The following is a 12044-nucleotide window of genomic DNA, read 5'->3' as shown; positions in this document are numbered from 1 at the left end:
GATGACCATGCGCCGCCTGATGACCTGGCTGTTCGGCGCCTTCCTGTTGCTGCTGCGCGAGGACGCCTTCGCCCTCGGCCTGCTGGACGGCTATCACCTGGCCCTGGAGAACGACCCGCAGTTCCAGGCCGCGATCCAGGAGCACGAGGCCGGCAGGCAATACCGTGCGCTCGGCCGCGCGGCGCTGCTGCCGCGCCTGGTGTACAGCTACAACCGTGGGCGCAGCTGGTCCGATGTGACCCAGACCACCACCCGCGGCGATTTCAAGGAAGACCGCGACTACGACAGCTACGTCTCCACCCTCAGCCTGCAACAGCCGTTGTTCGACTACGAGGCCTTCAGCCGCTACCGCAAGGGCGTGGCCCAGGCGCTGCTGTCCGACGAGCGCTTCCGCAGCCAGAGCCAGGAACTGCTGGTCCGGGTCCTGGAAGCCTATACCGGCGCGCTGCTGGCCCAGGACCAGATCGAACTGGCGCGGGCGCAGAAACGCTCCTACCGCGAGCAGTTCCAGCTCAACCAGCGCCAGTTCGAGCGCGGCAACGGCACCCGCACCGACACCCTGGAGACCCAGGCCCGCTTCAACCTGGCCCAGGCCCAGGAAATCGAGGCGCGGGACAGCCAGGATGCCGCCCTGCGCGAACTGGAGCGACTGGTCGGAGCGCCGCTGGAGATCGCCGACCTGGCGCCGCTCGGCGAACGCTTCCAGGTGCGCCCGCTGAGCCCTGCCAGCTACACCGCCTGGCGCGACCTGGCGCTGGCCGAGAATCCCGAGCTGGCCTCGCTGCGCCACGCGGTGGACGTGGCCCGCTACGAGGTCGAGCAGAACCGCGCCGACTTCCTGCCGCGCCTGGGCCTGTACGCCAGCACCGGCAAGTCCAAGTCCGGTTCGGAGAATACCTACAACCAGCGCTACGAGACCGACAGCGTCGGCATCCAGTTGAGCGTTCCGCTGTTCTCCGGCGGCGAGACCCTGGCGGCGACGCGCCAGGCCACGCATCGCATGGAGAAGAGCCATTACGACCTGGACGACAAGGTCCGCGAGACCCTCAACCAGGTGCGCAAGATGTACAACCAGAGCAGCAGCAGCGCGGCGAAGATCCGCGCCTACGAGATGACCGTGGATTCGGCGCGGACGCTGGTGATGGCCACGCGCAAGAGCATCGCCGCCGGGGTGCGGGTCAACCTCGACCTGCTGAACGCCGAGCAGGCGCTGTACAGCGCGATGAACGAGCTGTCCAAGGCCAAGTACGACTACCTCACGGCCTGGGCACGCCTGCGTTTCTACGCCGGGGTGCTGGACGAAGCCGACCTGGAACTGGTGGCGGCGAACTTCGTTTCCGGCGAGACGCCGGCGCGCCGCCGCGACTGCGCGACGACGGATTGCCCGGCGCCGCTGCACACCCTGTCGAAGACCGATACGGAGGAAAACCGGGGCGCGCTCAATTGAGACCGCGAAGGACGTGCAGGCAATTGTTCGCCTGGCGTGAAGTCGATGTCCCGGGCGGGTCGACAGAAGTCGAACAATATGCACGGAATTGTTTTTCCAATAAGGCGCTATTTATATGAAACGGTTTTTATAATATTCCAGTGTCTTCGGTGGTTTTATATTTCCTGCATGATTTCATATATGCGGAATTCGTTCGTGCATATGCTTTAAGTGCAGCTTAATTTTTTTCGTGAAACCTGTGGACATTGGAAAATGAGCTGTGTCAGTTTGGACTTCGGCCTGATCTGGCCGATAACTGCAATTATCCATCCGATAATTGTATCCGAGTTATTTCCTTTACAACTTAAAGGGATATGACAATGTCCAGCAATTCTCTTGCATTGAAAGGTCGTAGCGATGCGTATACCCAGGTAGACAACTTCCTGCATGCCTATGCGCGGGGCGGGGACGAATTGGTCAATGGCCATCCGTCCTATACCGTCGACCAGGCGGCGGAGCAGATCCTCCGCGAACAGGCGTCTTGGCAGAAAGCGCCGGGCGACTCGGTACTGACCCTGTCCTATTCGTTCCTGACCAAACCGAACGACTTCTTCAATACGCCGTGGAAGTATGTCAGCGATATCTACTCGCTGGGCAAGTTCAGCGCCTTTTCCGCGCAGCAGCAGGCCCAGGCCAAGTTGTCGCTGCAATCCTGGTCGGACGTCACGAATATCCACTTCGTCGACGCCGGCCAGGGCGATCAGGGCGACCTGACCTTCGGCAACTTCAGCAGTAGTGTCGGCGGTGCGGCGTTCGCCTTCCTGCCGGATGTACCGGATGCGCTCAAGGGGCAATCCTGGTACCTGATCAACAGCAGCTACAGCGCCAACGTCAATCCGGCCAACGGCAACTACGGACGCCAGACCCTGACCCACGAGATCGGCCATACCCTGGGCCTGAGCCACCCCGGCGACTACAACGCCGGCGAGGGCGATCCCACCTACGCCGACGCTACCTACGCCGAGGACACCCGCGCCTATTCGGTGATGAGCTACTGGGAAGAGCAGAACACCGGCCAGGACTTCAAGGGCGCCTATTCCTCGGCACCGCTGCTGGACGACATCGCGGCGATCCAGAAGCTCTACGGGGCCAACCTGACCACCCGCACCGGCGACACGGTGTACGGCTTCAACTCCAACACCGAGCGCGACTTCTACAGCGCCACCTCGTCCAGTTCCAAGCTGGTGTTCTCGGTGTGGGACGCCGGCGGCAACGACACCCTGGACTTCTCCGGCTTCAGCCAGAACCAGAAGATCAACCTCAACGAGAAGGCGCTGTCCGATGTCGGCGGGTTGAAGGGCAATGTGTCGATCGCTGCCGGGGTCACCGTGGAAAACGCCATCGGCGGCTCGGGTAGCGACCTGTTGATCGGCAACGACGTGGCCAACGTGCTCAAGGGCGGCGCCGGCAACGACATCCTCTACGGCGGCCTCGGCGCGGACCAGTTGTGGGGCGGCGCGGGGGCCGACACCTTCGTCTACGGCGATATCGCCGAGTCCTCCGCGGCGGCGCCGGATACCCTGCGCGACTTCGTCAGCGGCCAGGACAAGATCGACCTGTCCGGGCTGGATGCCTTCGTCAACGGCGGGCTGGTGCTGCAATACGTCGACGCCTTCGCCGGCAAGGCCGGCCAGGCGATCCTGTCCTACGACGCGGCGAGCAAGGCCGGCAGCCTGGCGATCGACTTCAGCGGGGACGCCCATGCCGATTTCGCGATCAATCTGATCGGCCAGGCGACCCAGGCCGACATCGTCGTCTGACGCGCTGAAGCGGGCGCGGTTCGGTGCGGCGGTACGAACCGCGGCCCTTCGGCCGGCCGGGCACTGTTCGAATTGATAGGTGTCTTCCACAGGAGCGAAGTTGTGAACTGTGGCGCGCCCGTGGGCCGGCGGCCTGGCGGACGAACGGAGGCCCGCGGCGCCTGGCGCGCGCTGGCGTTCGAAGCGAGGATGGCGGGCGGCGTTCGCCGTGTTATCCGATGTTCCAGGCTTGAAGGAGATCTCTCGATGTCGGCAAGCGCGAAGCTCTCCAGGATGGTTTGCTTGCTCTGCGGTTTTTTCAGCACAGGTATCAGTATGGCCAGCAGTCTGATTCTTCTCAGCGCTTCCGATCTCGCCGGGCAATGGACCCTGCAGCAGGACGAGGCGCCCGCGATCTGCCACCTGGAGCTGCGCGACAGCGAAGTGGCGGAAGCCAGTGGCTACGACCTGGGCGGCGATACCGCCTGCCTCACGCGCTGGCTGCCCAGCGAGCCGCGCGCCTGGAGGCCTACCCCGGCCGGGATCGCGCTGCTCGAACGCGGCGGCCTGACCCTGATGCTCCTCGGTCGCCAGGGCGAGGGCGACTACCGGGTGCAGAAGGGCGACGGCGGGCAGTTGGTGCTGCGCCGCGCGACGCCCTAGCTCGCCTGCGGGTCAGACCACGAAGCGACCGATCATGCCCTTGAGGTCGTTGGCCAGGCGCGACAGCTCGTGGCTGGCGCCGCGGGTCTGCTCGGCGCCCTGGGTGGTCTGCACGGCAACGTCGCGGATGTTCACCAGGTTGCGGTCGACCTCGCGGGCGACGTGGGCCTGCTCTTCGGCAGCGCTGGCGATCACCAGGGTGCGCTCGTTGATCCGCGTGGCGTGCTCGGCGATCTCGCCCAGGGCGTGGTCGGCGGCCTCGGCCTCGTCGAGCATCTGCCGGGCGCGCTGGTCGTTCTCGCGCATCGCGGACACCGCGGTGTCGGTGCCCTCGCGGACGCTGGCGATCATGCCTTCGATCTCATGGGTCGATTGCTGGGTGCGGTGGGCGAGGGCGCGCACTTCGTCGGCGACCACCGCGAATCCGCGGCCCTGCTCGCCGGCGCGGGCGGCCTCGATGGCGGCATTGAGGGCGAGGAGGTTGGTCTGCTCGGCGATGGCGCGGATCACGTCGAGCACCTTGCCGATGTCCTGCGCCTGGCTGGCCAGGCCTTCCACCAGGCGCGCGGTCTGGCCGATCTCGGCGTTCATCTGGCGGATCGAGCGGACGGTCTGTCCGACCCGTGCGCGGCCGTTGCCGGCGGCCCGTTCCGAGAGACTGGAGGCCTCGGCGGTGGAGCTGGCGTTGCGCGCGACCTCCTCGACCGCCGCGCTCATTTCGTTGACCGCGGTGGCGGCCATCTCGATCTCATCGTTCTGCCGGGCCAGCGACCGGTTGCCTTCCTCGGTCACCGCGTTCAGTTGCTCGGCAGCGGCGGCCAGCAGCGCGGCGGAATCGCCGATCTGCTCGATGGTGTCGTGCAGGCTGGCCTGCATGCTGCGCATGGCCTTCATCAGTTGCGCCGGCTCGTCGTCGCCGTCGCTGGCGATCTCGCCGGTCAGGTCGCGGGCCGCGATGCGGTCGGCGCAGGACACCGCCTGGCGGATCGGCACGACGATGCTGCGGGTCAGCAGCCAGGCGATCGTCACGCTGGCCGCCAGGGCCACCAGCAGCACCGCGAGGATCGCGGTGGAGGCCCGGGAGTAGACATCGGCGGCTTCGGCGGTGGAGGCGCGGGCGGCCTCGCGGTCGAGGGCGATGAGTTGCTTCAGGGTCCGCTGCACCTGCTCGTAGCGCTGCAACTGGGCCCCGCCCATCAGCACGCTGGCTTCGTCGGTACGGTTGTCACGGGACAGCGCGAGCAGGGCGGCGTGTCCTTCGAGGTATTCCTGCTGGCGCTGGACGAACTGGTCGAGCAACGCGCGCTCCTCGTCCAGGACCAGCAAGGGGCGGTATTCCCTTTCCACCCTGGCGAGGGTAGCGATGACCTCGTCCATCCGTTGTTCCTGCTGGCGCATGCGCGTGGCGTCGTGCAGCAGCACGTGGTTCATCTCGCCGAGGCGCAGTTCGCTCATCAGGCCGCTGAGCTGGGCCGAGGCTTCGACGCTGGGCAGCCAGACCTCGCCGATATCCTTGGCGGCGCGGTTCAGCGAACCCATGCGGTTGTGCGCGAAGAGGCCGAGCGCCACCAGCAGCGAGGCGAGGATGGCGAAGCCGATGACGGCGCGTGGGGTGATGGCGATACGACGAAGAAGCATGGGGTGGTCTCCGACCGGGCTGTGGGAAGGTGCTTGGTCCTGTAGCGGGGCGCGGAAGGGTTTCTTGATGGTCTGCGGGGCTATTTGGAATTGCCTTACATGATTGCTAGGAATTTTCTGTAAGTTTTCGATGTGCTCGAGCCGGTTGTGCCGTTTTCGGCATGCTCCGGGTCGATTGAGGTCAAGAGAAGGCTGTCGCGGCAGGCCACCCTAGGGATTGGTCGAACAAGGAGAAGCCCGTGATCCGAATGACGCTGGACGAGGTCCGTGAGCTGGCCGTGCGCATCCTGCGCCGGCACGCTTTCAGCGAAGCCCATGTACAGGCGGTGGCCGATACCCTGGTGGCGGGGGAGCGTGACGAATGCGCGTCCCACGGTATCTGGCGGTTGCTCGGCTGCATCGCCACCCTGAAGGCTGGCAAGGTATCCGCCGACGCCGAGCCGGAACTGCACGACATCGCTCCCGGCCTGCTGCGGGTCGACGCCCATGGCGGGTTCTCCCAGTGCGCATTCCGGCTGGGGCTGCCGCATCTGCTGGAGAAGGCCCGCAGCCAGGGTATCGCGGCGATGGCGGTGAACCGCTGTGTGCATTTCTCCGCGCTATGGGTTGAGGTCGAGGCACTCACCGAGGCGGGCCTGGTGGCCCTGGCGACCACGCCGAGTCATGCCTGGGTGGCGCCGGCGGGCGGACGCAAGCCGATCTTCGGCACCAACCCGATCGCCTTTGGCTGGCCGCGTCCGGACGGCCCGCCGTTCGTCTTCGACTTCGCCACCAGCGCCGTGGCGCGTGGCGAGATCCAGTTGCACGAACGCGCCGGCAAGCCGATCCCGCTGGGCTGGGGGGTGGACGAGCAGGGCGAGCCGACCACCGATGCCAGCGCGGCGTTGCGAGGCGCCATGCTCACTTTCGGCGGGCACAAGGGCTCGGCCCTGGCGGCGATGGTCGAACTGCTCGCCGGTCCGCTGATCGGCGACCTGACCAGTGCCGAGTCGCTGGCCTACGACGAGGGCAGCCGTTCTTCTCCCTACGGTGGCGAACTGCTGATCGCCATTGATCCGCGGCGCATGCTCGGCGCCTCGGCGGAGGAGCACCTGGCGCGCGCCGAGACGCTGTTCGAAGGCATCGTCGAACAGGGCGCGCGCTTGCCCTCGCAGCGACGCTTCGAAGCGCGCGAACGCAGCGCCAGGGACGGCGTGACGATTCCCGAGGCGTTGCACCGGGAGCTGCTGGCGTTGCTGGAGTGAGCGCAAGGCGAGGGGCCGACCGGACAGCGTGGCGCAACGAGGACGACTGCGTAGGGCGGATAGCGCCAACGGCGCTATCCGCCATCCAGGCTCCCAGGCGTGCTCAATCCAGCGCCTCGCGCGTGCTCCGGCCATCGACCAGGCGCAGCAGGCCCAGCGGGTTGGCGTTCTTCAGGGCGTCCGGGAGCAGGCTGTCGGGGTAGTCCTGGTAGCACAGCGGGCGCAGGAAACGCTCGATGGCCAGGGTTCCCACCGAGGTGCCGCGAGCGTCGGAGGTGGCCGGGTAGGGGCCGCCGTGGACCATGGCGTCGCACACCTCGACGCCGGTCGGATAGCCGTTGAATAGCAGGCGCCCGGCCTTGCGTTCGAGCAGCGGGACCAGCCCGGCGAACGCCGCGAGGTCGTCCGCTTCGCCGATCAGGGTCGCCGACAACTGGCCGTGCAGGTTGTCCAGCGCGCGGGCAAGCTGTTCCTCGTCGGCCGCCTCGACGACCACGGTGGCCGGGCCGAACACCTCTTCCTGGAGCAGTTCGTCGCCTTCCAGCAACAGGCCCACGTCGGCCTTGAACAACTGCGGATGGGCCTGCCGCCCTTCCTGTGGCGCGCCGGCCAGGCGCCGGATGCCGGGGTGGCGCTCCAGGCGTTGCAGTCCTTCGACATAGCTGCGCAAGGTGCCGGCGTTGAGCATGCTCTGTGCCGGCCTGGCGGCCAGTGCCTCGCCCAGGGCCGCGACGAAGGCGTCGAAGCCGGGGGAGCGCAGGCCAAGCACCAGGCCCGGCTTGGTGCAGAACTGGCCGCAGCCGAGCGTCACCGAGGCGGCCAGCTCCTCCGCCACCTGCCGGCCGCGCCGGCGCAGGGCTTCGGGGAGCACCACCAGCGGATTGATGCTGCTCATCTCGGCGAACACCGGGATCGGCTGCGGCCGCGCCGCTGCCAGGTCGCACAGTGCGCGCCCGCCCTTGAGCGAACCGGTGAAGCCGACCGCGCGGATGGCCGGATGGCGCACCAGCGCCTCGCCGACGCCGCTGCCGTAGACCATGTTGAATACCCCGTCCGGCATGCCGCTGTCGGCCGCCGCCTGGAGGATCGCGTCGGCCACGCATTCGGCTGTGGCCATGTGTCCGCCGTGGGCCTTGACCACCACCGGACAGCCGGCGGCCAGGGCGGCGGCGCTGTCGCCGCCGGCGGTGGAAAAGGCCAGCGGGAAGTTGCTGGCACCGAACACCGCCACCGGGCCGAGACCGATTCGCCACTGGCGCAGGTCGGGGCGCGGCGGGGTACGCCCGGGTTGTCCGCGATCGATGCGCGCGCCGTGGAAGTCGCCACGCCGCAGGACTTCGGCGAACAGCCGCAACTGGTTGGCGGTACGTGTCCGTTCGCCCTCGATACGTGCGGCGGGCAGCGCGGTCTCGCGACGGACCAGGGCGACGAAGTCGTCGCCCAGGGCGTCGAGGCGCGAGGCGATCGCCTCGAGGAATCCGGCGCGGCGCGTGGCGGACAGTTGCCGGTAGTGTGGATAGGCGCGTTCGGCGGCGCGGGCGGCGGCGTCGACCTCCGCCTCGGTGGCCTGGACGAAGGCGTAGGGCAGCGCTTCGCCGCTGTCGGCGTCGAGGCTGCGCAGGATGAGGTTGCCGGCGGCGCTGCGAGCGCCGCCGACGTAGTTGTGACCGAGGATGCTGGGCATGGGGCCTCCCTGGGGACGGTGGACGGAATGCTCTGCCGCTGGCCCTCGCCGGCCGCTCCCCGGGGAGCGAGGCGGCGAGGGCGGGGCGTCGGCTACAAGCCGACGTCCGGCAGCGCCGGCCGGCTGGCCAGGGCCTTGGCCATGATCCGCTCGACGTGCTCGCGATCGGCGCCGCGCAGGGCCAGGCGCGGTGGACGGGTGAGGGCGCTGCCGCGACCGGCGAGTTGCTCGCAGAGCTTGATGCACTGCACCAGGTCGGGACGGGCGTCGAGATGGAGGATCGGCATCAGCCACTCGTAGATCGGCATCGCCTCGGCGAAGCGCCCGGCCCTGGCCAGGCGAAAGATGGTCTCGCCTTCCTTCGGGAACACGTTGGACATTCCCGAGATCCAGCCCTGGGCACCCACCGCCACGCTTTCCAGGACCACGTCGTCGAGCCCGGCGAAGAGGATGAAGCGCTCGCCCACCTGGTTGCGTACGTCGATGAAGCGGCGGGTGTCGCCGGAGCTGTCCTTGAAGCAGACGATGTTCTCGCAGTCGGCCAGGGAAACCAGGATGTCCGGGGTGACGTCGTTCCGGTAGATCGGCGGGTTGTTGTAGACCATCACCGGCAGGTCGGTGCCGCTGGCCACGCTGCGGAAATGCTCGGCGGTTTCGTGCGGCTTGGAGGAATAGACCAGCGCCGGCATCACCATGATGCCGTCGACGCCGACCCGCTCCACCGCCTTGGCCACCTTCGCCGCGCCGGCGCTGGTGAACTCGGCGATCCCGCAGATCACCGGCACGCGGCCGCCGGAGGCATCCTTGGCGACCTCGGTGACGGCCATCTTCTCCTCGATGGTCAGCGAGGTGTTCTCGCCGACGCTGCCGCATACCACCAGCCCGGACACGCCGTCGCGCACCAGGTTGGAGATGACCGTGTGGGTTTCCTCCAGGTTCACCGAGAAATCGGCGTTGAATTGGGTGGTGACCGCGGGGAATACGCCGCTCCAGTTGACGTGCTTGCTCATGGTTTCTCCTTTTTTCGTATTTCGTATACGAATTCAATCGAACCGCTGCGGTCCGAGTCACAGGGCGACGGCAGCGTTCGCCGTCGTGGGCGATCCGGTACGCGCCGGATCGGTTTCCGCCCGGCCGCTGCCTGCGGTCGGGCGGGGTGGTCAGCAGTGGCCGCCGGGCCAGGTGTCGGACAGCCGATAGCCTTGCGGCCAGGGATCGTCCGGGTCGAGCAGGTACTGGTGGATGCCGGTGATCCAGGCCCGCCCGGACAGGCACGGGAGGATCGCCGGACGGCCGCCGAGTTCGGTCAGCGACTCGATGTGGCAGTGGAATTCCGAACCGATGATGGAGCGCCCGACGAAGCGTTCGCCGACCCGCAGCTGGCCTTTCGCCTGGAGCACCGCCATCCGCGCCGAGCAGCCGGTGCCGCAGGGCGAGCGGTCGATCTTGCCGGGGCGGATGACCACCGCGTTGCTCGCGCCGAGGACACCGTCGCGGCGCTCCGGCGGCGCGGCCAGCTGGCAGAAGGACAGATGGTCCCAGTCCGGGTTGGTCGGGTGGCGGAAGCCCAGTTGTTCGTTGGCCGCGTGGGTGATCTTCAAGCCGGTGGCGACCAGCTCGGCGGCCTCGTCGGCGCGCAGGGCGAAGCCCAGGCGCCGGGCGTCGGCGATGACGAAGCTGTCGCCGCCGTAGGCGGTGTCGACCTGTAGCGAGCCGAGGCCCTCGACTTCGATCCAGGCGTCGAGGCGGTCGGCGAACGACGGCACGTTGCGGATTTCCACCCGCTCGGCCTTGCCGTCGCGGCATTCCGCGCGGGCCTCGATCAGCCCGCCCGGCGCTTCCAGCAGCAGCCGGGTCAGCGGTTCGCGCATCGGCAGGATGCCGCTGTCGAGCAGTACGGTGGCCACGCACAGCGAATTGGAACCGGACATCGGCGGGGTGTCGGCCGGCTCCATGATGATCCAGCCCATCTGCGCGCGCGGGTCCTTGGCCGGCACCAGCAGATTGGCGTGGCGGAACACTCCGCCGCGCGGTTCGTTGAGGACGAAGTTGCGCAGGTCCTGGTCTCTGGCGATCCAGCGCGACTGTTCCCAGAGGGTGGCGCCGGGCGGCGCGGCGACGCCGCCGACGATCACGTCGCCGACCTCGCCTTCGGCATGGCAACTGACGATGTGGACGATCCGCTGCGAACGCATGGCTATCTCCTGTGCGGGGGCGGGCTCAGAGCACCGAGCGGAGGAATTCCACCGTCTCCGGCCGCTGCGGGTTGCCGATCACCTGGTCGGGGGTGCCGATCTCGTGGACCAGGCCATTGCGGAAGAACGCCACCCGGTCGGATACGTCGCGGGCGAAGCGGATCTCGTGGGTGACCAGGACCATGGTCATGCCTTCCTCGGCGAGCAGGCGCATGGTGTCCAGCACCTCGCCGACCAACTGCGGGTCGAGCGCCGAGGTGGCTTCGTCGAACAGCATGTAGTCCGGCGACATCGCCAGCGCCCGGGCGATCGCCATGCGCTGTTGCTGGCCGCCGGAAAGGCGCTGGGGGAAGACCTTGAGCTTGTCGCCGAGACCGACGTGGGTGAGTTGCTTCAGCGCCATCGCCTCGGCTTCGGCGCGGCTCTTGCCGAGCACCTTGCGCGGCGCGAGCATGACGTTTTCCAGCACGGTCAGGTGGGGGAAGGCGTTCCACTGCTGGAAGACGATGCCGATCTTCCGCCGCAGGCGGTTGAGGTCGGTACCGCGGGCATGCACGTCGATGCCGTCGACGCGGATGCTGCCGCGCTGGATCGGCTCCAGGCCGTTGATGCACATCAGCAGGGTCGACTTGCCGGAACCGGAGCCGCCGATGATCGACAGCACCTCGCCCTTGTCCACCCTCAGGTCGACACCCTTGACCACCTCGAACTGGCCGTAGGCCTTGTGCACGTCGCTGATCTCGATCATTGCTGCCATCTCCGTTCCAGCCGGGCGCCGAGTCGCGCGATCACCCAGCTCATGAGGTAATAGACGAGCCCCGCGATGCAGAGCACGAAGAGCGGTTCCTGGATGCGCGTGACGATGGTCTGCGAGGCGCGCAGCAGTTCGACGATGCCGATCCAGAGCACCAGCGAGGTGTCCTTCATCACCGACAGGGTCAGGTTGACCCAACCGGGGAAGGCCACCCGGGCGGCCATCGGCAGGACGATGTGGAACAGGTCCTGGCGATAGCTCAGGCCCAGGGAACGCGCCGCCCGGCGCACGCTCGGCGGTACCGAGAGGACGCCGCCGCGGACCACCTCGGTGCAGTAGGCGGCGGCGTACACGCCGAGCACCAGGCAGGCCACGGCGAAGGCGCTCCAGTCGAGGCCGAGGATGCTCTTGAAGGAATTGAGCAGGACGAACTGGATCAGCAGCGGCACGCTGCGGAATACGTCGAGCAGCGCCGCCAGCGGCAGGCTGGCGCGTGGCAGCAGGGCGCGGAGCAGGCCGAAGACGACACCCAGCAGGGTGCCGATCAGCATCGCCATGGCGGTGATGGCGAGGGTGGTCCAGGCGCCTTGCAGGAGGAACAGCAGGTCGTTGGCGGTGAGGCTGGTGGTGAACACGGCATT

The 12044-nt window shown here is 67.7% G+C and carries 10 protein-coding genes; 4 read left to right on the top strand and 6 right to left on the bottom strand.

All coding sequences use genetic code 11. From position 1 onward, the window contains the following. The first annotated feature begins 1 nt into the window (after window position 1). The 3 genes from aprF to aprI all read left to right on the top strand — a co-directional run bounded on the left by aprF (window position 2) and on the right by aprI (window position 3888). The gene (aprF, locus tag ACYAF3_RS00855; protein ID WP_012614361.1) at window positions 2-1447 is read left to right on the top strand and encodes an alkaline protease secretion protein AprF; all 1446 of its coding nucleotides are present in this window, start codon (window positions 2-4) and stop codon (window positions 1445-1447) included. A 359-nt stretch (window positions 1448-1806) separates the two neighbouring features. Beyond that, window positions 1807-3246: a serralysin family metalloprotease AprA gene (gene aprA / locus ACYAF3_RS00850; protein WP_003082542.1), complete on the top strand. Its 1440-nt coding sequence runs from the start codon at window positions 1807-1809 to the stop codon at window positions 3244-3246. 246 nt (window positions 3247-3492) lie between these two features. Then, window positions 3493-3888 (top strand): alkaline proteinase inhibitor AprI, encoded by a 396-nt coding sequence (gene aprI / locus ACYAF3_RS00845; protein WP_003082543.1) that lies wholly within the window; start codon window positions 3493-3495, stop codon window positions 3886-3888. A gap of 12 nt (window positions 3889-3900) precedes the next feature. On the opposite strand, the gene ACYAF3_RS00840 is transcribed toward aprI, so the two are convergent. Beyond that, window positions 3901-5526: a methyl-accepting chemotaxis protein gene (locus ACYAF3_RS00840; protein WP_003082544.1), complete on the bottom strand. Its 1626-nt coding sequence runs from the start codon at window positions 5524-5526 to the stop codon at window positions 3901-3903. A 239-nt stretch (window positions 5527-5765) separates the two neighbouring features. Between ACYAF3_RS00840 and lhpD the strand changes: the two genes are divergently transcribed. After that, a complete protein-coding gene (gene lhpD / locus ACYAF3_RS00835) occupies window positions 5766-6770 on the top strand; it encodes a bifunctional delta(1)-pyrroline-2-carboxylate/delta(1)-piperideine-2-carboxylate reductase (protein ID WP_003082545.1) in 1005 nt (334 codons plus the stop codon). A gap of 103 nt (window positions 6771-6873) precedes the next feature. Here lhpD and ACYAF3_RS00830 read toward each other — a convergent pair whose 3' ends face one another. From ACYAF3_RS00830 to ACYAF3_RS00810, 5 genes are all read right to left on the bottom strand, one after another. Next, window positions 6874-8454, bottom strand: coding sequence for an aldehyde dehydrogenase (NADP(+)) (locus ACYAF3_RS00830; protein ID WP_023127964.1), 1581 nt, complete (start codon window positions 8452-8454; stop codon window positions 6874-6876). Between the two features lie 92 nt (window positions 8455-8546). After that, window positions 8547-9464: a dihydrodipicolinate synthase family protein gene (locus tag ACYAF3_RS00825; RefSeq protein WP_003105052.1), complete on the bottom strand. Its 918-nt coding sequence runs from the start codon at window positions 9462-9464 to the stop codon at window positions 8547-8549. A 150-nt stretch (window positions 9465-9614) separates the two neighbouring features. Continuing rightward, window positions 9615-10649 (bottom strand): trans-3-hydroxy-L-proline dehydratase, encoded by a 1035-nt coding sequence (locus ACYAF3_RS00820; protein WP_003082552.1) that lies wholly within the window; start codon window positions 10647-10649, stop codon window positions 9615-9617. Window positions 10650-10674: 25 nt separating this feature from the next. Beyond that, window positions 10675-11397 carry an amino acid ABC transporter ATP-binding protein gene (locus ACYAF3_RS00815; protein WP_003082555.1) on the bottom strand — a complete coding sequence of 241 codons (723 nt, stop codon included), beginning with the start codon at window positions 11395-11397 and terminating at the stop codon, window positions 10675-10677. After that, complete coding sequence (locus ACYAF3_RS00810) at window positions 11394-12038, bottom strand: amino acid ABC transporter permease (protein ID WP_003449379.1); 645 nt, start codon at window positions 12036-12038, stop codon at window positions 11394-11396. Before ACYAF3_RS00810 ends, ACYAF3_RS00815 begins: the two co-directional genes overlap by 4 nt. Between the last annotated feature and the right edge of the window lie 6 nt (window positions 12039-12044).

Source organism: Pseudomonas sp. TZ252 (genome assembly GCF_056110345.1).
The sequence above is the reverse complement of the archived record's forward strand: the minus strand, read 5'-3'. Positions and strand labels throughout refer to the sequence as shown.